This is a genomic window from Roseinatronobacter monicus (assembly GCF_006716865.1).
GTDB classification, from domain to species: domain Bacteria; phylum Pseudomonadota; class Alphaproteobacteria; order Rhodobacterales; family Rhodobacteraceae; genus Roseinatronobacter; species Roseinatronobacter monicus.
The window spans coordinates 3,325,760-3,347,557 of the sequence record NZ_VFPT01000001.1; the positions used below are offsets into that span (position 1 = coordinate 3,325,760).

Consider the following 21,798-nt stretch of genomic DNA (forward strand, 5'->3'; position numbering starts at 1 on the left):
AGCCCTGTAAAGTTATTGTGCCGTAGATATCACATCGCCAGCAGAGCAGAGCTTTCGTGGCGGGCCAACACCCGGCGTGCGGTTGCATACCCACTCTGGCCTTTGCGTGTGGCCAGTTCCGGGAACAGGGCCAGAAGCTCGTCGCGCTGCTGCGTGTCCAGACCATTCAGGGTCACATCGGCAGGCTGGAAGCTCTCGCTCCATGCCCCTTCCGAGTCGATGATCTGGTGACTGTCGAACATGATGTGAACGTAAGTCACGGAACGGGCGTCGTGTTCGATACCCGGCTGTCCAACCAGATCGCAGGCAGCGACAAGGACTTCGCGCTCTCCGAACAGCAGTTCTGCCTGATAGCCGCTCAGCAATATCCGGTGACCGGGCGAGACGCGCAGATCGCGTCGGGGAAGCTTGTTGCCCAGCGCACCCGCACGGATCATGACCGAGGCGAAATCCGGGTTTTGTGCCAGATATCCGTCATCCAGCACACGCTGCCCGGCCCAACGCACTTCCTGAAATCCGTCATCGCGCGTCAGAACCTTGTCGCCGATACGAATTTCCTCAACCAGTTTCGGACCTTCGGCGGTGACGATCAATGTACCAGCAGCAAAGCATGGCACTGTGATATTCACTGTCCCAAGGTCAGCCCCGCCTCTGCCGTCGGAGACGACATATTCAAAGCTGTCCTCGCCGAAAAAGCCCTCATTGGGTGTGTAGGTGAAAGTGCCATCCGGGTTCAACGTGACGGAGCCGTTTTGCGGCTGGTTGTTCAGCAGAACCGAGAGCGGGTCACCATCAGGGTCGCTGTCATTGTCCAGCACGTTCCCTTCGACCGTCTGACCAATGCCGCCGGTTGTGAAGGCGTCATCTACCGCGATTGGTGGTCGGTTGTCGGGTTCACATTCTTTCTCGGTGAACAGACTCACTGTCGCGGTATCTGTTCCACCATTTCCGTCGCTGGCCGTATAGGTAAAGCTGTCTTCGCCAAAAAAGCCATCATTGGGCGTGTAGGTGAAACTTCCGTCCTCGTTGAACACGATCGAGCCGTTTTCAGGACCGGTCGCGAGCGTGGCCGTCAGCGGGTCACCATCCGGATCAGTGTCGTTGTCCAGAACATTGCCGGTAATTTCTGTATTGAAGGCCGCAGTGAAGAAGTCGTTTTCGGCAGATGGTGGGTTGTTTGGCGCTTCGCCGACAGTGACGGTGACAGTGGCCGTATCAGTTGCCCCTCTCCCATCGCTGATGGTGTAGCTGAAGCTGTCTTCGCCAGAGAAGCCTTCATTCGGTGAGTAGATGAACTGGCCGTCTGCATTCACCACCACAGTACCGTTTGACGGCTCGGTGTTGGAAATAACGGCCAGCGTATCGCCATCCAGATCGGTGTCGTTATCAAGGACATTGCCGCTGATCGCGCTGTCGAATTCTGTATCTGCAAGGTCATCAACTGCTTCTGGCGGGGTGTTCACGGTCAGATTGACGGTTGCAGTATCAATGCCGCCATTGCCGTCGCTGACAGTGTAGGTGAAGCTGTCATCGCCCGAGAAGCCGTCATTCGGCGTGTAGGTGAAGCTGCCATCATCGTTCAGCAACAATGTGCCATTCTCGGGGTCTGTATTGTCGATAATGGTCAGCGGATCGCCATCTGCATCAGTGTCATTGTCCAGAACATTGCCAGTGATTGGCGTGCCTTTCTGGGTCAGGACATCATCATCATTCGCATCTGGCCCTGCATTCACGGTCAGATTGACAGTCGCCGTATCTGTGCCGCCCTGACCGTCAGTGACAGTGTAGGTGAAGCTGTCCGGGCCGGTGAAACCGTCATTCGGCGTGTAGGTGAAGCTGCCATCATCGTTCAGCAACAATGTACCATTCGCAGGGTCGGTATTGCCGATAATGGCCAACTCGCCGCCGTCTACATCGGTATCATTGTCCAGTACATTGCCACTGAGCGGCTCGCCTTCCTGCGTCAGGAAAACGTCGTCATTGGCATCTGGCGCTGCATTAACGTTCAGGTTAACAGTTGCGGTATCTGTGCCGCCTTTGCCGTCGCTGATCGTGTAGGTGAAGCTGTCTTCGCCGAAGAAACCCTCCTCGGGCACGTAGATGAATTCACCATCTGCACCGATAACGAGTTTGCCATTTTCGGGGGATGTGTTGCTGATGACGGTCAGCGGATCACCATCTGGATCAGAGTCATTGTCCAGAACAGACCCGAAAATCGGCTCGCCTGCCTGACCACTGAAATCATCGGCGACAGCGTCTGGTGCTTCGTTCGGCTCTTCGCCGACTGTCAGCGAAACGACTGCTGTGCTGGTGCCGCCAAACCCGTCACTGACTGTATAGGTGAACTGATCGTTGCCAGAGAAACCTTCATTCGGCGTGTAGGTGAAGGTGCCATCCTGATCGACATTGACAGTACCGTTGAGCGGATTGGTGTTGCTGATGACTTTCAGATCATCGCCATCCGGGTCAGAGTCGTTGTCCAGAACGTTGCCGGTAATATCCTCGCCAAACGCACCTTCGCCAGTATCCTTTACCGCGATAGGAGCACTGTTGGCGCCCACTGACAGTGTGACCGTGGCCGTGTCTGTGCCGCCATTGCCGTCGCTCACGGTATAGGTGAAGCCGTCGTTACCCGAGAAGCCTTGATTGGGCGTGTAGGTAAAGGTTCCATCCTCGGCAATCGTTACTGTGCCATTGAACGGGTCAGAGTTGCCGATGACCTTGAGGGTATCGCCATCCGGATCAGAGTCATTGTCCAGCACATTGTCCGTGATGGGCTGGTTGAAACCGCCAGTGAAAGCGTCGTCCACAGCGTCTGGTGGGCTGTTGGCCACCACGACCGAGATGGTCACCGTTGCGGTATCTGTCCCGCCATTCCCATCCGTTACTGTGTAAGTGAAGGTATCTTCGCCAGAGAACCCGTCGTTCGGCGTGTATGTAAATGTGCCGTCAGTATTGACGATAACACTGCCATTTGCCGGATCGGTATTCGAAATCACGCATATCTTGTCATTGTCCGGGTCCGAGTCGTTGTCCAGAACATTGCCCGAGATGACCTCGTTCAATTCACCTGTAAATTCATCATCGACCGCAATCGGGTCAGCGTTCGTCAGCATGTTGAAGTTTTCTGGAACTGCCTCGCCGAAATTCAGGCCTGAGTTCACAGCGCGTGAGGTCATTGTGAAGGTAATCGAATCTGTGTCTTGATAGAGCGCCAGAAACTGGCTCTCCAGCAGGTTGGGATCGATATTGTCTGTAGTGCCCTTGGCGGTGACTGACGAGCCGCCATCGAAATTCACATCGAGGTTGGAGCCGTCTGACACACCGACATTGGCCAGATTTTCATCATGGATCGAAATTCCCTCGGTGCCTTTGTTTTTATCCAGATCGGCAAAGACAATGGCGGGGTTCAGTGCGACCGGCTCACCGGTTTCCGTGTTGAAAAATTCCAGGCGGAACGTGGCGGTTTCGCCGTCCATGCCAGAATTGTTGTTACCATTGAGCAGGATCTCGTAATCGTCGCTCGACGCGAGATCAACTTTCAAGTGGTCATTGGACTTAGATACGAGAACCAACCGTGCGGATACAGAAGTTCCGTCATCCAGTGTTGCAACGTTGTTATACGTTACGAAGTCGCCGGCGGTTGAGTCAGTGGCACTAACTTTGATACTGCCGTCCACGGCATCCGAATAGTTCAGCGAGATCGCATCAAACGCCTCTGGGTTGAAGCCGCCTTTTGAGCAATCCCCGTCATCCGGCGTATCGGTGTCATCGTTGTCGGAATCATCATCTTCCCCTGGCAGGTTGGGGTCTTCGCCAACCGTCAGGGTCACTGTGGCCGTGTCATAGCCGCCTTTGCCGTCGCTAATCTTGTAGGTGAAGGTATCGGTTCCAGAAAAACCGTCATTGGGTGTATACGAAAAGCTTCCGTCAGAAAACATCTTCACGGTGCCATTCTCAGGCTGTGTCACGCTGATGACACATAGCTTGTCGCCGTCTGCATCGGTATCATTGTCCAGAACATTGCCGGTGATCTTCGTATTGAAATCACCCGAGTATGTGTCATCCGCTGCATCTGGTGCCGTGTTATAGACTTTCTTCCAAGTCCATCCAGTCCATGTCCAAGTATAAGTCTTAAGCGTCATCTGCTTGTCCCTTTCAACACCCGAAGCGCCCAGAGCGCGTTACACTTGATGCGGAGGCAGCGTTCGCCACCAGCATCAACCCCACTGCACGCTCTGAAACGTGCGGAATTTCAATTTCTCGACGGCAAACAGAAATGCGTTTGCGTCACTCGGTTGGCGCTGCGGTGAACCCCACACCCTGCCTCCTCTCAAAACTGCGGACCCTTTCGGGCAGAGATTTTGGAAAGTTGACTCAGGTGACGTGCGTTCAAGGATGGCCTCCTTGCAGCGCGCAATGTTATTTTTGTTCGACCTCGTAAAACACCATTCAGGAAATTCTTCTCATAAACATAGCCATACAAAACTTGCGCAATTCAAGCGTGGTGACGTCTTGCGAGCGCGCTTGATGAACTTTGCAGCGTTCTTTGTTTCAAGAAAGAGGGGTAATCTTTCATTTTGGCAAAATTGTGTCTCGTTTACGGAAAATCGCTTCGCTGAGATTTCTCACACTCGATTTTCGTGTCAAAACTGAGGCGTGAAAACGAATCGTTAATCAATTCCCGCTATGCGGTTTTAAAATTATTTTTTTACAACTTTTAGTTGTATCTATTGGCTTCTACACCTCAGTTTATTTTCTGGAATACACTGTCTTTTAATACTTACACACAGAAACTCGTAATATGTGTCTGACGCGGATGACTGCTCTCGCGTCCCCGCTTTGCACAGGGGCCAATCAGGTCAGATCCTTGACCAGCCGGGTTTCCAGCGCGGCCACATCGGGCATGGTTTTGAAAAACCCTTTCAGGCTCACATCAGCGAAGCCTTGGGCGACGATGTGGTCAATCAGATCGGCAAGCGGTGTCCAGTACCCGGCGGTATTCAGCAGATAGATCGGCTTGGCATGCAGGCCCAACTGCCGCCATGTCAGCACCTCGAAAAACTCATCCAGTGACCCGGCACCGCCGGGCAGCACGACGATGGCATCGGAATTGGTAAACATGACCTTCTTGCGTTCATGCATGGTTTCGGTGACCACCAGCGACCCCAGATCGTGCTTGCCTTTTTCCACATGCATCAGATGCGTCGGAATAACCCCCATCGTGGCGGCACCCGCCGATTGAGCGGCGCGCGCCACCTCTCCCATGATGCCGATATCGCCAGCGCCATAAACCAGACGCCAGCCGTGACGCGCGATCATGGTGCCAACATTACGGGCATCGGCGGCGAATTCCGGGTCTGAACCCGCACGCGAGCCGCAAAACACACAGACAGAGCGGGGCAAATATGACATCTGGGTCGATTAATCCCTTGAATTGCTTTGCTACCGGTTACCGAGGTTGATAATATCTTGCAAGAGCATGCCGGGTTGCGTGGTTTCAAAGGGCGCGCGATGTTGAAATATTTTCCAAAAGATACTTTGGCGCAATGGGTGGTCGGCTCGGTTGCGGTGGCTGGCGCGGCCAGCATGGCCTATGTGCTGATCTTTCCATCAGATACGCCAGAACCTGCGCTGCCAGTGCCACATGTCATGCAGGGTGAACCCGCAGGAGTCGCGCTTCCCCAAGACGAACCTGCGCCCGACATCCAGATTGCGATGGTGGCCCCCACAGCGATTCAGCCCCCCAGCTTCGATTTGGTGCGCATGACGGATCTGGGCGATGTTCTGATCGCAGGCAAGGCACCAGCCCGCAGTTCAGTCTCGGCCTTGATCGACGAAGACCCGGTCGCGCAGGCCGTCAGCACCCCAGCAGGTGAATTTGTGCTGATGTTCGAGGTCGCGCCAAGCCCTACGCCACGGGTGCTGGAGCTGGAAGTACGTTTGCCCAATGGCGACAGGCTGCGCTCAATCGATACGCTGATGCTCGCGCCCCGCAGCGCGACCCTCGCCAGCGGGGGCACGGGTGAACCGGGCGAGCACCACGTGCAAACCGCCCGCGTGGTTGCGGTGGAACCGCTTTTCCCCGACAGCGCCGCCCCACCCCGTCCGCCAGTTATTTCCGAGCCTTCGGTCGTCGGGACAATGCAGCCTTCTGACGCGCTGCCCGACACCCCGGCAGAACCACAGGCAGAGGGGCTGCCCGCGCAGCAGACGGCACATGCTGAACAGCCTGAAGCAGAGGGGTCTGATTTGCCCGAACCGCGCGCGCCGGTTGCAGTGCTGTTGCGTGCAGACGGTGCGGTGCAGGTTCTGGGCGAGGCCGCGTCCCTGTCGAACCCTGCCTCGGGCCGCAATGTCAGCATTGACACTGTCACCTATGATGACGGTGGCGAGGTCGCTTTGAGTGGTCGCACGCGCCAAGGGGCGGCGGATGTTCAGATTTATCTGGACAACCAACCCATCCTGCGCGCCCGCGCGACACCGGACGGAAATTGGCAGGCCCAGCTTGACGGGATTGAGCGCGGTGTCTACCGGCTGCGCGTCGATGAACTGGATGATGCCGCACAGGTCACCTCGCGCGCGGAAATCCCCTTTGAGCGCGCCACCCCCGAAATCGCGCGCGAGGCGGGCGGTATGCAGGCATTGATCGTACAGCCGGGCAACACCCTCTGGGCCATGTCGCGGCAGCAATTTGGCGACGGGGCACGCTATATGCGGATTTTCGATGCCAACCGCGACCAGATCCGCAACCCCGATCTGATCTATCCGGGGCAAGTGTTCATTCTACCGCAAGATACAGACACAGCCGGGCGCGACTGAGGCAGGGGTTGCCCTCTGGCAACCCCTGCCCATTTTATTTGCAGCAGGCTTGACCTGTCTGCGTTTATGCCCAAGTCTTGGGCAGGCAAGGACGACCTTGCACGCGTATATTCAGCGCCAGGACGACCTGGTCCGACAGGAGGATCATATGCCCTGGATTTATCTTGCCATTGCCGGTGTACTAGAGGTGGTCTGGGCCTTCGCGATGAAGCAATCAATGGGCTTCACACGGCTGGTACCAACTATGATCATGGGTGTGTCGATGCTGGGCAGTTTCGCGCTGCTGGCGATTGCGATGAAAACCTTGCCACTGGGCACGGCCTATACTGTCTGGACTGGGATCGGCGCAGTCGGGGCCTTTACAGTGGGCATCATGGCGCTGGGAGAAGCGGTAACCCCGATGCGCGTGGCAGCGGCGGCGATGATCGTTGGCGGGCTTGTGTTGATGAAGCTGTCAGGTACGGGCGAGACCTGAGGCACCCGCTCTGGTCTTTTCTCGGACGCGGGCCTAGATAGCACAGACATATGCAAGAAAGCCCGATATGACTGCGACTGACCCCGCTGCTACAGCGCAAGACGCGCCACCTGTTCCGACAGCTTCGCAGGAACGCGCAAGCGGTTTGCGCACCATCAAGCGTGTCATCCCCTATTTGTGGCCCGCGAACGCGGTATGGGCGCGCAGGCGGGTGATGCTGGCGTTGCTTATGCTGGTGCTGGCAAAACTGGTCGCGGTTGGCACGCCATTTTTCTACAAGGGCGCGGTGGATGCGCTGGCGGGCGAAGGGTCGGCATGGTTTCTGGCGGTCGGCGCAATTGGCCTTACTGTTGCGTATGGTGTCGCACGCCTGATGGAAATCGGGTTTCAGGAATTGCGCAATATCCTGTTCACCCGCGTGGGCCAGCGCGCATTGCGGCAACTGGCGCTGGAGACATTTCAGCATATTCACCGTCTCAGCCTGCGCTACCACATCACCCGCAAGACTGGCGGGCTAAGCCGGATTATCGAGCGCGGCGTGAAGGGCGTGGATTTCCTGCTGCGCTTTTTGCTGTTCTCGATCTTTCCGCTCATGCTGCAACTGCTGATGATCGCGGTCATCTTCTTCTGGCTGTTTGATGTGTGGTATCTGGTCACGGTCGTGCTGACGATCAGCCTTTATGTCTGGTTTACCTTTCGCATAACCGAATGGCGCGTCACCCAGCGCCGGATCATGAACCGGCAGGACACAGACGCCAACCAAAAGGCCATCGACAGCCTGTTGAATTTCGAGACGGTCAAGTATTTTAACGCCGAGGCGATGGAAGCCAGCCGCTATGACGGGGCGATGGCCCAGTACGAGGAAGCGGCGGTCAAAACCAACTACTCGCTGGCCTTTCTGAACTTCGGGCAGGCGATGCTGATCACCACAGGGCTTGTCACTGTGATGGTGCTGGCCGCCATTGGCGTAGAGCGCGGCGACCTGACAGTGGGCGATTTCGTCATGGTGAACGCCTATATGATCCAGATCACGATGCCGCTGAACTTTCTGGGCACTGTATACCGCGAAATCCGGCAGGCGCTGGTTGATATGGCCGAGATGTTCGACCTGCTGGACCAACCGCCAGATGTCAGCGACGCGCCGGATGCTGTCGCATTGAAAGTCAACAAGGGAGAGATCCGCTTCGAGCAGGTTGAATTCGGCTATGACGCCACCCGCCCTATTTTGAAGGGCATTGATCTAACCGTGAAGGGCGGCGAAACCGTGGCAATTGTCGGCCCGTCCGGGTCGGGCAAATCGACCATCGGGCGGCTGTTGTTCCGCTTCTATGATGTGACGGGCGGCGCGATCCGGATTGACGGGCAGGATTTGCGGGGTGTCACGCAATCTAGCGTGCATGGCATGATCGGTGTCGTGCCGCAGGACACAGTGCTGTTCAATGACACGATTGCCTATAATATTGCCTATGGCCGCGAGGGGGCCACCCGCACAGAGGTCGAGGCGGCGGCAAAGGCCGCACGGATTCACGACTTCATCCTGTCACTTCCCGAAGGCTATGACACGGCCGTGGGCGAACGCGGCCTGAAGCTGTCGGGCGGCGAGAAACAACGCGTCGGCATTGCGCGCACCTTGCTGAAAAATCCGCCCATCCTGCTGCTGGACGAGGCGACCAGCGCGCTGGACACGCAGACAGAGCAAAGCATACAGGACAGTCTGCGCCAGATGGGACAAGGGCGCACTGTCATCACGATTGCGCATAGATTGTCGACTGTGGTGGATGCCGACCGGATCATCGTTCTGGATGACGGGCATATCGTGGAAGAAGGCGCGCATGACGCGCTGCTTGGCCAAAACGGGCGTTATGCGGCCATGTGGGCGCGCCAGCGCGTCGAGGGGGAATGACCCAAGGGAAAGGAAACGCCCTGCCTTTGGCACCCCCGGAACCGTCACGCTATCGGGCGGGTCTGGCGCATAAGGGGGGTGCGCGCGGCAGGGAGTGCCCGGCTGCGCGGGCGGGCACAAGGGCCGCGAGGGTGCCATGAAATCCTATGATGTGATCATCTTGGGCGCAGGGGCCGCAGGCATGTTCTGCGCCATCGAGGCAGGGCGGCGTGGGCGCCGTGTTGCGTTGATCGACCATGCGAAAGCGCCGGGTGAGAAAATTCGTATCTCTGGTGGTGGGCGGTGCAATTTCACCAATCTTGATATTCGCCCGGAGCGGTTCCTGTCGCAAAACCCGCGTTTCGCACGCTCTGCCCTATCGCGCTATACGCAGCATGACTTCATTACGCGGGTCGATGCGGCGGGGATTGCCTGGCATGAAAAGACGCTGGGGCAGTTGTTTTGTGACGGCTCTGCGCGCGAGATCATTGCCATGCTGTGCATGGACATGACCGAGGCGGGGGTTGATCTGATGCTTGGCACAAGCATCACCGATGTCAGCCACGGCGATGGGTTCACGGTTCAGACCAGCGCAGGTAGTCTGCATGCACCGAAGCTGGTGGTCGCCACGGGCGGCAAATCCATTCCGAAAATGGGCGCGACGGGCTTTGGTTATCAGCTTGCCACGCAATTTGGCGCAGACCTTGTAGAAACGCGCCCCGCACTGGTGCCGCTGACCTTCACCTCGGCGCAACTGGACGAGATGAAGCCGCTGGCGGGGCTGTCGGTTCCCGCCAGTGTACGCTGTGGGCGCATTGCATTCCGCGAGGGGCTGCTTTTTACGCATCGTGGCCTGTCCGGCCCGTCGATCCTGCAAATCTCAAGCTATTGGCGCGAGGGGGAGGCAATCGAGATTGATCTGGCCCCTGATGTCGATATTTCCGCCGCACTGGCCGCAGAGAAGCAGGCACGGGGGCGACAGGCCGTATGGGGGGTGCTGGGCGCACATCTGCCGGAAAAATTGGCGCGTCAGATCGTGGCGCGCGCGGGCCTGGCGGGGAACCTGGCCGATCAGCCGAAAGCAAAACTGAAAGCGCTGGCGCAAGACGTGTCGGCATGGAGTGTGCGCCCGGTCGGCACCGAGGGCTATAGAACCGCCGAAGTCACGTTGGGCGGCGTGGATACGCGCGGCCTTGATGCGCGCACATTGGAAAGCCGGACCGTTCCGGGGCTGCATTTCATCGGCGAAGTGGTCGATGTCACAGGCTGGCTGGGCGGATACAACTTTCAGTGGGCGTGGTCGTCGGGCTGGGTGGCGGGGCAGGCTGTCTGAACAGCCGCCCCGCGCAGCCGGTTTTCTATCCCGAAATCTGTTCGCGCAGCACCGACCCTGTCATGGACACAAACAGATAGATGCCAAGAAAGATCAGAAACGCGAGCGATGAATATTCAAGCTTGCGTGGATATGCCGCTTCATCCGACGCGACAGGTTCCACCGACAAGGCCAGATAGCGGACTTGTCTGCTCACTTCGATCCGAGCGGATTCCATTTGCTGCATGGCCTGCGCGCGCATCATCTCGCGGGTCTGAATCTCTGCCTCGGCCATGATTAACTGGCTTTGCGTTCGCGCCAGCGACGCGCCACTGGGCGAGTCTATGGTCATGGAGCCGCGCAAATCCTCGATTTGGCGGCGCAGCGCTTCTTCGCGCCGCTCCAATGGTTGCAGGCGTGCGGGGTTGGGGCGTGCGTTAGAGCGCAATTCTTGCAGGCTCAGCCGAGTTTGCGTCAACTCTGCCTCCAGCGCGCCGATTTGTTGCGACAGAAGCGACAACTCAACCTCGCCTGACATAACGTTGGAGCGTTCCTGCAACGCGACGGATTCCATGCGGGCCTGTACAAGCTGTTGCTGCGCTTCTTCCAGATTTTCGCGCGCCTCGCGCATCTGGCTGTCGCGCAGACGCTGGGTCATCATGTCGATATGCTGTTCGGCAAACCGGATCAGCGCGCGCGCAAAGCGTTCGCTATCCTCGGGAGAGGCAGCAATCACTTCCATCCGTACGACACCCTCGGTCGGATCATAGCCTATCTTAACATGTCGAGAGAAGGTTCTGAAGGCAGCTTCATCCGTCGCATCGGGCGGCAAGCGCCGTATCATATCGATGTGGTCTTGACTGAAATGCTCTTTGAAGCCCTCTTCTGTATCCAGCCGCAACATGGCCGCGCGCGATTGCAGAAAGCTTTGGACAGAGGCCGCTTCGCTTTGGCCGCCCATCCCCATACCTGCGGCCGAAGGCAGCATACCTGCCAGACCGTTCATGCCACCCTGACCATCGGCCTGCTGAATAATGAACTGACTTTCCGTCGCATACATTGGCGTGGCGATGACATAGAAATACCAACTGACAATGAATGTCGGCAGGGTGACGAAAACTAGCAAGCGCGCACATAACAGCGCCAGTCGCTTGCGCCGCCGTTTCGCAATATCGCGCTGAACGCGCTTGAGTTCCTTGTCACGCTCGGCCGCAATCTGGGCCATGCGGTCTTGTGCATCCTCGACCGGGGTGGTGGCAAGCTGACCGGGTGCGGCCCTGAGTGCAGGGGCAGTTTGTTCGGCAATAGCAACTTCGCGGCCGGGGGCGGGCGTATCGGAATGGACAAGGTCCAGCATCGTGGCGCGCGCAAACGGGTCTATCCCGCGCTGGCGCAGCATCAAGACAGCCTCGAACGCAGATGTCGGGCGAATCCCGTGTTCTTGTGCAACACGCATGGCCATGCGCAACTGGCGTGCGGTTAACCCCTCGGCGCGGATCGCGTCGATATTGTCCTGCGTTTTCGGGCTGCCTTCGTGGTCGGCCATATGCACGTGCTGCGCCTGCGGGCCCGTGTCATTCTGTGCCGCGCCATGATGCGCAGACTCGGCTGGGTCAAAGGCATTGTCAGCGATGTCTGCCGATCTGGGCTGTTTGCTGACCACGACCGCAGGTTTGGCCGGGGCCGACGGGCGTGTGCCGACCTCGGATGCAGGTCCGCCAGTGGAGTGGGACACGTCCTGCATCCGCCCGCTTCCTTGACGCTGTTCGGGGCGTGCCGCTGGCGTATCCCGTGCAGCCTGTACAGGGGATGAGGCGTCGGCGCTATCTGCTGACGGCACGCGCCGCAGTCTGAAGCGTTGGGGTTTAGCTTGCGTAGTCATAAAGTGCCTTGGCTTCTTGCAGGGTGTCGAAGAAATAAAGTTTTCCGTCATGCATTACAGCAGCAGAATTGCAGAACCTCGATAATACTTCCATATCATGCGACACAATCACCAGCGTTGCATACTGAAATCTTTCGCGCATGATCGCACCGGCGCGTCGGTTGAAGGCAACATCGGTTGTTGATGGCATGCCTTCATCGACAAGATACAGGTCGAAATTCATCGCCAGCATCAGCGCCAGCGACAAGCGCGCGCGCATACCCTGACTGTACGTCCCAATCGGCATGTCGAAATATTCGCCGATATCGCACAACCACCGGCAAAAGGCTTCGACTTCGTCCTGATCCAGACTGTAAAGCGCCGCGATGTAGCGCACATTTTCCGTGCCCGTGTGTTTGGTTTCAAGCCCGCCCATGAACCCCAAGGGGAAGGACACGCTGCAATTGCGTTCAATCCGGCCAGAATCCGGCTTTTCCAAACCTGCCATCATATTGATCACAGTGGTTTTTCCTGTTCCGTTCTTGGCAAGGATTCCCAGATTCATCCCCAGATTCACCCTGAAACTTGCTTGTTCAAGGATCACCTTGCGCTGGGTGCCCGTCCAGAAGGATTTGCTCACATTCTCGAATTCCAGCATTCTTAAAAGCCTCGCCCAGACTATCGGGTCAATACAGATATGCCGCACGCGCACTGCGTGAGCTGCCACTGCTTTACAAACAGATTTCGTTCAAATTGAGACAAAGAGAGATTATTCGCAAGATTGTGACGCCTGCGCTTCCAATACCGACTGCCGCATGGTCAAGCTCAGGCCAAATGCAAGCAGCGCCCAAAAGACCAACAAAATCGCTGGCATCGGCTCACCATACGCGTAAACGCGACAGACCCCATTTGGCGATACTGAAAAACCCTAGCTAGCCAAAAGCTTGCTATCAATTTCCAAAGTCACGACGACGCCACCTTCTGGCCAATCATAGCTTACAGATCCCCCCAGATCACCTTCAGCCGTCAATCGAACTAGGGAGCTGCCATACCCCTCTTCGGTTATCGGCATCTTCACCATTGGCCCGCCTTGTTCTGTCCAGGTGATCTGAAGCTTGTCATCCACAGCGCGACCGGACACATCCAGAACGCCCTCATCTGATGACAGTGCGCCGTATTTCAGTGAATTTGTTGCAAGTTCATGAACAATAAGCGCCAGCCCCTCAGTCGCCTGCTCGCCCACCCCCATCCGAGGGACCGCGATTCTGATGCGCCCCGCAAAGGCACCCTGATCATCATATGGGGTCAGCAAAACCGTGAAAATATCGCCCAACAGGGCGGTTTCCCCCTGATGTCGCGGCAATGGGCGCACCAGATCATGCGCGCGCCCCAAGGCGCTCAGTCTTTGAGTAAGTTGCTTTGTCATATCCTCGATGGAGGACGAATTGCGTGACGTCATCCGCGCAAGTGCGGACGCGACCGAAAGCAGGTTCTTTACCCGGTGGCTCATCTCGCCGGCCACAAGCTCGCTGCTTTCCTCGGCTTGTTTCCGGCCTGTGACATCAAGGAAGACACCCGTCATGAAACCGTCTTCAATATCATCGTCACTCCCCCGACCCCGCGCGGAAATCCAACAGACCTTGTCGCCGACCATCGTTCGAAAATCGATCTCATACGCGCCTACAACTGCGCGCGTTGCAAGAAAGGCCGCGCGCACACGATCCCGATCCTTGGGATGTATCTTCTCTGAAAGGTGCTCAAACGTCAGCGATTCATTCAACGGAACACCCCATAACCTGAAACCGCGCTCATCCATATTAAAATTATCAGAGCTCAAGTCCCATGACCAAATCGCGATACCCGCAGCATCGACCGCCCTTTGCAACGCGTTCTCCGTCCATTGAAGTGGCGTTCTTTCAGGGCTGGTCATATCACGTTCTCCTTCATCATTCCTACAGACGCGCGCAAGCAAGGCTTGCAAACACCGATCGCGCAGCCAAATGAGGGTCAACGTGCACCCGCCAAAGGTCAAGAGGAAACTACCGCAACGTGTACTGGAGTTGCACCACAGCTTGCCATTAACCTTCGCACGACGATGAATTGCAAACCCCGCACCTGATTACGGCCTCAAGGGCGAAACTCTATGAAGCAATCGAAAGAACCTTGAAACTTCTGCGCGACTGAAGGCGATTGCCTCCGCCCAGATCAAGGTCGTTTTACACAGTTAAAGAGGGGCAGACCGCTTCGATTTGGTATTTTTTTGTCAAGTGGGGTGGGGTGGTAGCGGAGGAGGGACTTGAACCCCCGACACGCGGATTATGATTCCGCTGCTCTAACCAACTGAGCTACTCCGCCACAAGCTACGCGCCATTTATTCGAGCGCTGGTGCAGCGTCAAGACCTGTTCTTGGTTCCCTGCCCAAGTGCCGCGATAACATGTCATATGCTGCTAAATGGCAGCAGTTATGACATGCCGCGCGGGGGGATGTCGAAATCAGGGGCGGCCAATTCGAACCCTTCGAACTGAAATCCGGGGGACACGGTGCAGCCCACAAGTGTCCATGCGCCCAATGTGCGCGCGGATTGCCAGTGATGGGTTGGGACAATTCCTTGCGGAACCTGTCCTGCATCCAGATCCGTGCCCAGAACAATGCACTCCGCAGGACCGGCATCATCCGCCACGTGGCGCAACTCCAAGGGGGCGCCTGCGTGAAAATGCCAGATTTCGGTTGCATCGACGCGGTGCCAATGGCTGTGCGCGCCGTCCTTCAGCAAAAACAAAATCGCCGTTCCCGCCGGGCGTGCACCCGCCTCAGCTTTGGCGATCCATGTCTGACGATACCACCCGCCTTCGGGGTGGGGGGACAGGTCAAATTTCGCAATAATCTCATCTGCGGTCATGGCGTGCCTTTCGGTGCGGTGCATAGCGGCGGGCCATGGCTTAGGCAACCTCGTCCGAGGCCAGCTTGAAGACAGGTTCCATTTGCGCGAAAATATCCTCGGCCAGATGGCATTTCACCTGATGACCATTGGCGAACTGGCGCAATGGCGGGACTTCGCGTTCACATAAATCCCCTGGCACCTCTGACTTCCAGCGACACCGTGTCTGGAACGGGCAGCCCGGCGGCGGGCTCATCGCCGAGGGGATGTCACCTTCCAGCACAATGCGCTTCTTGATGATCGACGTGTCCGCAATGGGGACCGCCGACAGCAACGCTTCGGTATAGGGGTGATAGGGCGGCGCAAAGACCTGATCTGTGGTGCCCAGCTCGACCACATGGCCCAGATACATGACCATCACGCGGTCGGACAGATAGCGCACGATGCTCAGATCATGGCTGATGAACAGCAAAGTGGTGCCGTTCTTGCGCTGAATATCCATCAGCAACTCGGTCACAGCGGCCTGCACCGACACATCCAGCGCCGAGACAGGCTCATCCGCGACCACCACCTTGGCATCGCCTGCGAAAGCGCGCGCAATTCCGACGCGCTGCTTCTGGCCCCCGGACAACTGGCGCGGCATACGGGTTGCAAATTCGCGCGGCAGTTTCACGAGGTCCAGCAATTCCAGCATCCGTTTTTCACGCTCTGCCGTGGTCTTGCCGATCTTGAAAATCTCCAATGCGCGGATGATCTGCCCGCCCACGGTCATTGACGGGTTCAGCGTGTCGAATGGGTTTTGAAACACCATCTGCAACGATGAGACTGCATCAGTATTGCGCTGCTGGATGGGCGTGGACTGGACGTTTTCGTCAAACAGCATGATCTTGCCGCTGGTCGCTGTCTCTAGCCCCATCAAGACCTTGGCGAAGGTCGACTTGCCACACCCGGATTCGCCCACAATCGCCAATGTTTCACCAGCGCGGGCGTCAAAACTCAGGGTTTCATTGGCCTTGACGACCTTGGTGTCACCGCCCGAAAACAGGCTAGAGGCCGCAACCTCGTAATATTTCCGCACGTCATCCATGCGCAGGACAATTTCGCCGATCTCAGCGGGCGCGACCACTTTGTCCGAACTCCACGCTGCGTGCCAGTCAATCGCATCCACACGCAAGCAGCGGCTTTCATGGCGGTCATCCCCTTCAATGCCTGTCATGAGAATATCGCGGGCGTCACACTGACCTTTGACGAAGTAGTCACAACGCGGGCCGAAATTGCAGCCCTTCGGGCGCTCATGCGGCAAGGGAAAATTGCCTGGAATGGCGCGCAGGGGGCGCGCTCCCTTATCCGCCGAGGGTAACGGAATCGCGCGGAACAGCGCCTGTGTATAGGGGTGGCGCATCCGGTTGAACACGTCGCGGATATTGCCCGTCTCGACCGCTTCGCCGGAATACATGACGCACAGGCGGTTGCAGGTTTCCATCACCAGCCCAAGGTTGTGGCTGATAAACAGCATCGAAGTGCCGTATTTGCGACCCAGTTCCTTAACCAGATCGACAATGCCCGCCTCGACCGTCACATCCAGCGCGGTGGTGGGTTCATCAAGGATCAACAGGGCGGGGTTCGCCATCAGCGCCATAGCAATGACGATGCGTTGCTGCTGTCCGCCCGAGAGTTGGTGCGGATAGGCGTCCAGAATGCGGTCAGGGTCGGGCAGACGCACATCGGCGACAAGCTGGCGGGCGCGGGCGCGGGCCTCGCGCTCGGACATGTTCTGATGGATCATCGGCACTTCCATCAACTGCCGCCCGATCTTCATGGCAGGGTTCAGGCTGGCCATCGGTTCTTGATAGATCATTGCAATCTCTGATCCGCGTATCTTCGCCAGCTCTGCCGCGCTCATGGTGTTCAGATCGCGCCCCTTGAACTTGATCGTGCCCCCCACGATGCGGCCATTCACGCCCAGATCCTGCATCACACCCAATGCAACCGTGGATTTGCCACAACCGGATTCGCCCACCAGCCCCATCGCTTCGCCCGGCATGACCGTGCAGGAAAAATCCATCACCGCCGGGATTTCGCGCAGGCGCGTGAAAAAGGAAATCGAAAGATTTTCGATCTCCAGAATGGGCTGCGTCGGGTCACTTTCAGACATCTTGTTTTCTCCTTGCCGGATAAACCGATCACGAAACCTTTGCCGATGTGGGAACAACTTGCTCCGCTGGGTGTTCTATTGACAGACGAAAAGGAGTTCTTGAAATGCCAATCATTCTCTGGCTTTTGGGTGTGCCGCTGTCAGTGGTCATCCTGTTGTTGCTATTTGGTGTGCTCTGAGTTTGTGCGCCTAAAAGTCGACACGAAATACCAAGACCTGACAGGGGGCGGGGCCGCAGTTGGCAGCGCCCCCTGTCATTCGTAACCCTTGCATCTTGCAAGTTCATCGCAAGCGTCCTTCAATCTTTCAGGCTTTCTTCGCGCAGGCCATCGGCCAGCAGGTTCAGCCCCAGCACCAGCGACATCAATGCAAGCGCGGGCGCAAGGGCGGCATGGGGGTAGACGGTCAGCAAGCGGCGACCCTGATTGATCGTAGAGCCCCAATCCGGGCTTTCAGGCGCAACGCCCAGACCGAAAAATCCCAATGTGCCCAGCAGGATGGTCGTGTAGCCAATACGCAGGCAGAAATCGACAATCAGCGGCCCGCGCGCATTGGGCAGGATTTCCCACAGCATAATGTACCACGGCCCCTCGCCCCGCGTCTGGGCGGCGGCGACATAGTCGCGGGTCTTGATGTCCATCGTAATGCCGCGCACGATACGGAACACAGTGGGCGCATTGACGAACACCACGGCCACAAACACATTCAGCAGATTGGGCGACATGCCCCATACGCCGAAGGGGTCGGCATTAAAGGCAAGGCCGGAATAGGCCCAAAGTCCGACCACCAGCACCGCGCCGACATAGAGGTTGCGCTTCATCGGCTGGGTAAAGAAGCGCGCATTCAGCAGCACCGTGAAGAACAGCACCGGCATGAGAAACAAAATGCCCGCCATCACACGCGGAATGGCGGTGTTCTGGATTTCGGGCGCGACCAGCAGGAAGAACAGCAGGATTACCGGAAAGGCCAGAACAAGATTGGCCGTGAATGTCAGCAACGTGTCCAGCCGCCCGCCGATATAGCCCGCAGGCAGGCCCAACGAGATGCCGATCATGAACGATATCATCGCCGCGAACGGCGCGATGCGCAGCACCTCGCGCGACCCTGCGACCATGCGCGAGAAGACATCGCGCGCCAGTGCATCCCCGCCCAGCAGAAAAAACTCGTACCCGCCCGCAGGGTCGCGCAGCGGCGATCCGGGGGCGGCGTTGCGCATACCGCTGAATTGGCCCAGCGGGTCATGCGTGATGATCATATCGGCAAACAAGGCCGCAAACACCCAGAACATGACCAGCGCAAACCCGATCATCCCAACGGTGGAGTCGAACAATTTGCCATACAGGCCAAGGCGGCGCTTATATGTGATGGACAGCGCATACAGCACCACCAATGCGGCCCAGACCGGCCAAAGCTGGATGAAAAGAAGGCCGAGGATTTCGAGCCAGCCCAACGGATCAGTCATGGCAGGCCCTCCTCATGAGATACGAATGCGGGGGTTCAACCACACATAGCCGATATCAGAAATCAGTTGTGTGACCAGAACCACCAGCACCGCGACCACAGACGCGGCCAGCAGCAATTCAATATCGTTATTCGCCGCCGCCTCGAACAGGGTCCAGCCAAAGCCGGGGTAGCTGAACAACACTTCGACAATCACAACCCCGTTCAACAGCCACGGAATTTGCAGCATGATGACAGTAAAGGGCGCAATCAGTGCATTTCGCAACGCATGGCGCAGGACGATATTGGTAAAACTGACGCCTTTCAGGCGGGCCGTGCGAATGTATTGCTGGGTCATCACCTCGGTCATCGAGGCGCGGGTGATGCGCGCGATATAGCCCATCCCGTACAGCGCAATAGTCATGACCGGCAGCGCGAAATTCCAGAAGGTGATTTTTTCCAGTGCAGAACGGGCATTGCCCTGAAACAGCACCGGCCCGTCAATCCAACCCCAACTGACCAGCAGCGGCGACAACCCTATTGTGGACGAGGCCAGCAGTGCGATGAACACCACCCCCGATACATATTCCGGCGTCGCGGTCGATGCGATAGCAAAGGTCGATAGCCCGCGATCCGTGCGAGAGCCTTCGCGCATGCCCGCCAGCACGCCGACAATCAGCGCCATTGGCACCATCACGATCAGCACCCACATCATCAGCAAGCCAGTGGCCCCCAGCCTTGCGCCCACCACCTCAGAGACGGGCGCACGAAAGCGCGTGGAATTGCCCCAATAGCCCTGAAACAGCCCGCAGCGCGTGGGTGCCGCCTCTGGCTCCGTGCTGTCTGTCAGTTGCTGGCACCGCCCTGTGACGCTGCCATCCGGCTGTTCGCGCGTCCAGCCGGGTGCGACGCCCAGCCATTCGCCATAGCGCAGCAGCATTGGCCGGTTATAGCCATTCCGCTCCAGCCAGCTTGCAACCTCGGCGTCCGAGATGCGCGAGCCTGCTTGCGTCTTGGCCAGAGTGTCCAGCTTGGCGGGCAGATTTGTCAGGTAGAATACGATGAAGGTCAGGCACAGGGCCGTGACAAGCATAACACCGATGCGACGAAGTAGAAAACTGACCATGGGGTTCCCACTGGCTCAGGGCATCGAAAAGATGCGCTATTTCTAAAATCGGCGCCTGTGCCCGCCCGGAAGGGCAGGCACAGACATTTGCGCAGAAAGCTACGTCATGCAGCCTTGGTCACGACAGCCAGTAATTCTGAAAATGCACTTCAAATGTCGGGTGCATCTCGGCACCATTGATATTTGGGCGCGCGTGGCGGAACAGCGAGCGCCAGTAAGGAATAATCGAGACACCCTCTTCTTGCATGATTTCCTGCAAGCGCATCATGACTTCGCGCCGCTCATCCGCGTCAACGATGCCGTTCGCCTGTTCCAGCAATTCATCAAACTCTTCGTTCGAGAAAGCAGATTCATTCCACGCCTCGCCACTGCGATAGGCCAGATTCAGCACTTGAACACCCAAAGGCCGCATCGCCCAGCTTGTCGCTGAAAACGGGTAGGTCAGCCAGTCGCCCCAAAAGGTTGCGCCGGGCAGAATGGTGCGCCGAATACTGATCCCCGCCGCGCGGATCTGCGCCGCCACATTGTCGCAAGTGTCCGAGTGAAAGGTCTCATCCGAGGAAATCAACTCGAACTCGGTGTCGCCATGGCCTTCTTCTTCCAGCATAGCCTTGGCGCGCTCACGGTCCACCACCAGCGCGGGCAATTCGGCGTATTCCGGATGGACAGGGCAGACATGGTGGTTTTCTGCCATGATCCCCTGATCGTTATAGCCCAGTTCCAGCACTTGCGCGTTATCGACAGCCATTTGCAGGGCGCGGCGCACATTGCGGTTATCATAGGGCGCATTGTCCTGATTGAAGCGCACACACAGCGTGGCCGAGGTGACGGCCTCGGTCTGTTCCATCCCGATTGAGCTGAAAATATCCAGAAAATCACCGGTTGTTTCATACAGCATGTCGATTTCGCCACCTTCGGCGGCAGCAACCCATGCAGCGGGGTCCGTGCCCAGATCGACAAATTCGATCCGGTCCAGCCACGCGCCGTTGCCTTCATTCCACCATGTATGATCGGGGTTGCGTTCAACGACAGCACCAATGCCGGTATCATAGCTGACAGGACGGTAGGCACCGGTTCCAATCGGGTTGCGGATGGGGTCACCGTCGAAGCTGGGGTGCACCACAGCTGCGGGGTAATCTGCAAGCCCGGTCAGCACAGTAATATCCGGGTTCGACAGGTGCAGGCGCAGGGTGTGGTCATCAACCACCTCGACCGCGCCTTCGCGCAACTGCCCGTCTTCCATGATGGCACCCAGTCGGCTGGCCATTGAATTGCCCTCAACCGAGGAATCGCACCAGCGTTCAAAATTATGGGCGACATCTTCGGCGGTGAACGGGTCGCCATTATTCCATGTCACGCCCTGTCTGACATTCAGGGTATATTCGGTCGCTTCGTCATTAGCGTCCCAGCTTTCCAGCAGAACAGGGGTGATGGTGCCATCGCGGTTATACTGGACCAGATATTCCAGCCAGCCACGGCAGGCATTGGCAAGTTCCGACCAATCCCATGTGCGCGGGTCACGCTGGGCGCGGACATCCATCTGAATGCGCACGGTTCCACCCATTTGCGGGGTCTGCGCTTGCGCCTGTGGCGCAGCAAGGCCAAGCAGCCCATAGGCCGCAGGCGCGGCCACACCCAACGCCGTGGCGCGGGTCAGGAATTCACGACGGCTGAGTTTGCCGTCGTGACATTCGGCTGCATACATCTTGGCCACGCGGTGCAACTCGGTGGCCTTGCGCTTCATATATTTCATTGTCGTCTCCCTGTGTGTTGGTGAATTCTTGTTCTGAGCCTTTGCGGCTTTCCTTAATATGCAGCGTCCATGCTATCGCGTCTGCCTCGTGCA

General features: G+C 57.6%; 14 protein-coding genes and 1 tRNA gene. 4 read left to right on the forward strand and 11 right to left on the reverse strand.

Translation table 11 applies throughout. The features are described from left to right. Positions 1-29: 29 nt before the first annotated feature. Both BD293_RS15860 and BD293_RS15865 read right to left on the reverse strand, forming a co-directional pair. On the reverse strand, positions 30-4,145 hold the full coding sequence (locus BD293_RS15860; protein WP_142083389.1) for an Ig-like domain-containing protein: 4,116 nt from the start codon (positions 4,143-4,145) through the stop codon (positions 30-32). 712 nt (positions 4,146-4,857) lie between these two features. Then, entirely contained in the window at positions 4,858-5,415 is a 558-nt protein-coding gene (locus tag BD293_RS15865; protein WP_142083391.1) for an LOG family protein, read from the reverse strand. 99 nt (positions 5,416-5,514) lie between these two features. On the opposite strand from BD293_RS15865, the gene BD293_RS15870 reads away from it, so the two are divergent. The 4 genes from BD293_RS15870 to BD293_RS15885 all read left to right on the forward strand — a co-directional run bounded on the left by BD293_RS15870 (position 5,515) and on the right by BD293_RS15885 (position 10,512). Further along, positions 5,515-6,822, forward strand: a complete 1,308-nt coding sequence (locus BD293_RS15870) for a LysM peptidoglycan-binding domain-containing protein (protein ID WP_142083393.1) — start codon at positions 5,515-5,517, stop codon at positions 6,820-6,822. Positions 6,823-6,970: 148 nt separating this feature from the next. Continuing rightward, positions 6,971-7,297, forward strand: coding sequence for a DMT family transporter (locus BD293_RS15875; protein WP_142083396.1), 327 nt, complete (start codon positions 6,971-6,973; stop codon positions 7,295-7,297). A 67-nt stretch (positions 7,298-7,364) separates the two neighbouring features. Beyond that, positions 7,365-9,200 (forward strand): ABCB family ABC transporter ATP-binding protein/permease, encoded by a 1,836-nt coding sequence (locus tag BD293_RS15880; protein WP_142083398.1) that lies wholly within the window; start codon positions 7,365-7,367, stop codon positions 9,198-9,200. Positions 9,201-9,336: 136 nt separating this feature from the next. Next, positions 9,337-10,512 carry a BaiN/RdsA family NAD(P)/FAD-dependent oxidoreductase gene (locus BD293_RS15885; RefSeq protein ID WP_142083401.1) on the forward strand — a complete coding sequence of 392 codons (1,176 nt, stop codon included), beginning with the start codon at positions 9,337-9,339 and terminating at the stop codon, positions 10,510-10,512. Between the two features lie 25 nt (positions 10,513-10,537). Here BD293_RS15885 and BD293_RS15890 read toward each other — a convergent pair whose 3' ends face one another. The 9 genes from BD293_RS15890 to BD293_RS15930 all read right to left on the reverse strand — a co-directional run bounded on the left by BD293_RS15890 (position 10,538) and on the right by BD293_RS15930 (position 21,705). After that, positions 10,538-12,235, reverse strand: a complete 1,698-nt coding sequence (locus tag BD293_RS15890) for a KpsE/RkpR family capsule polysaccharide export protein (RefSeq protein WP_142083403.1) — start codon at positions 12,233-12,235, stop codon at positions 10,538-10,540. Between the two features lie 121 nt (positions 12,236-12,356). Further along, a complete protein-coding gene (locus BD293_RS15895) occupies positions 12,357-13,010 on the reverse strand; it encodes an ABC transporter ATP-binding protein (protein ID WP_142083405.1) in 654 nt (217 codons plus the stop codon). Positions 13,011-13,280: 270 nt separating this feature from the next. Continuing rightward, complete coding sequence (locus tag BD293_RS15900) at positions 13,281-13,934, reverse strand: sensor histidine kinase (RefSeq protein ID WP_211841046.1); 654 nt, start codon at positions 13,932-13,934, stop codon at positions 13,281-13,283. A gap of 696 nt (positions 13,935-14,630) precedes the next feature. Next, a tRNA-Met gene (locus BD293_RS15905) sits at positions 14,631-14,707 on the reverse strand. Positions 14,708-14,814: 107 nt separating this feature from the next. Beyond that, entirely contained in the window at positions 14,815-15,252 is a 438-nt protein-coding gene (locus BD293_RS15910) for a cupin domain-containing protein (protein WP_142083410.1), read from the reverse strand. A 40-nt stretch (positions 15,253-15,292) separates the two neighbouring features. Then, the gene (locus BD293_RS15915) at positions 15,293-17,386 is read right to left on the reverse strand and encodes a dipeptide ABC transporter ATP-binding protein (RefSeq protein ID WP_142083412.1); all 2,094 of its coding nucleotides are present in this window, start codon (positions 17,384-17,386) and stop codon (positions 15,293-15,295) included. A gap of 298 nt (positions 17,387-17,684) precedes the next feature. Then, positions 17,685-18,848 carry an ABC transporter permease gene (locus BD293_RS15920; RefSeq protein ID WP_142083415.1) on the reverse strand — a complete coding sequence of 388 codons (1,164 nt, stop codon included), beginning with the start codon at positions 18,846-18,848 and terminating at the stop codon, positions 17,685-17,687. A gap of 12 nt (positions 18,849-18,860) precedes the next feature. Continuing rightward, positions 18,861-19,952, reverse strand: a complete 1,092-nt coding sequence (locus BD293_RS15925; protein WP_142083417.1) for an ABC transporter permease — start codon at positions 19,950-19,952, stop codon at positions 18,861-18,863. Positions 19,953-20,070: 118 nt separating this feature from the next. Then, positions 20,071-21,705 carry an ABC transporter substrate-binding protein gene (locus BD293_RS15930; RefSeq protein ID WP_246086328.1) on the reverse strand — a complete coding sequence of 545 codons (1,635 nt, stop codon included), beginning with the start codon at positions 21,703-21,705 and terminating at the stop codon, positions 20,071-20,073. Positions 21,706-21,798 lie beyond the last annotated feature (93 nt).

Excerpts from the sequence above, each read along its gene's own strand:
- BD293_RS15925 (WP_142083417.1), bottom strand. The coding sequence starts at position 19,952 with ATGGTCAGTTTTCTACTTCGTCGCATCGGTGTTATGCTTGTCACGGCC.
- BD293_RS15865 (WP_142083391.1), bottom strand. The coding sequence starts at position 5,415 with ATGTCATATTTGCCCCGCTCTGTCTGTGTGTTTTGCGGCTCGCGTGCG.
- BD293_RS15900 (WP_211841046.1), bottom strand. The coding sequence starts at position 13,934 with ATGACGGGTGTCTTCCTTGATGTCACAGGCCGGAAACAAGCCGAGGAA.
- BD293_RS15875 (WP_142083396.1), top strand. The coding sequence starts at position 6,971 with ATGCCCTGGATTTATCTTGCCATTGCCGGTGTACTAGAGGTGGTCTGG.
- BD293_RS15890 (WP_142083403.1), bottom strand. The coding sequence starts at position 12,235 with ATGCAGGACGTGTCCCACTCCACTGGCGGACCTGCATCCGAGGTCGGC.
- BD293_RS15860 (WP_142083389.1), bottom strand. The coding sequence starts at position 4,145 with ATGACGCTTAAGACTTATACTTGGACATGGACTGGATGGACTTGGAAG.
- BD293_RS15930 (WP_246086328.1), bottom strand. The coding sequence starts at position 21,705 with ATGAAATATATGAAGCGCAAGGCCACCGAGTTGCACCGCGTGGCCAAG.
- BD293_RS15870 (WP_142083393.1), top strand. The coding sequence starts at position 5,515 with ATGTTGAAATATTTTCCAAAAGATACTTTGGCGCAATGGGTGGTCGGC.
- BD293_RS15920 (WP_142083415.1), bottom strand. The coding sequence starts at position 18,848 with ATGACTGATCCGTTGGGCTGGCTCGAAATCCTCGGCCTTCTTTTCATC.
- BD293_RS15915 (WP_142083412.1), bottom strand. The coding sequence starts at position 17,386 with ATGTCTGAAAGTGACCCGACGCAGCCCATTCTGGAGATCGAAAATCTT.
- BD293_RS15880 (WP_142083398.1), top strand. The coding sequence starts at position 7,365 with ATGACTGCGACTGACCCCGCTGCTACAGCGCAAGACGCGCCACCTGTT.
- BD293_RS15910 (WP_142083410.1), bottom strand. The coding sequence starts at position 15,252 with ATGACCGCAGATGAGATTATTGCGAAATTTGACCTGTCCCCCCACCCC.
- BD293_RS15885 (WP_142083401.1), top strand. The coding sequence starts at position 9,337 with ATGAAATCCTATGATGTGATCATCTTGGGCGCAGGGGCCGCAGGCATG.
- BD293_RS15895 (WP_142083405.1), bottom strand. The coding sequence starts at position 13,010 with ATGCTGGAATTCGAGAATGTGAGCAAATCCTTCTGGACGGGCACCCAG.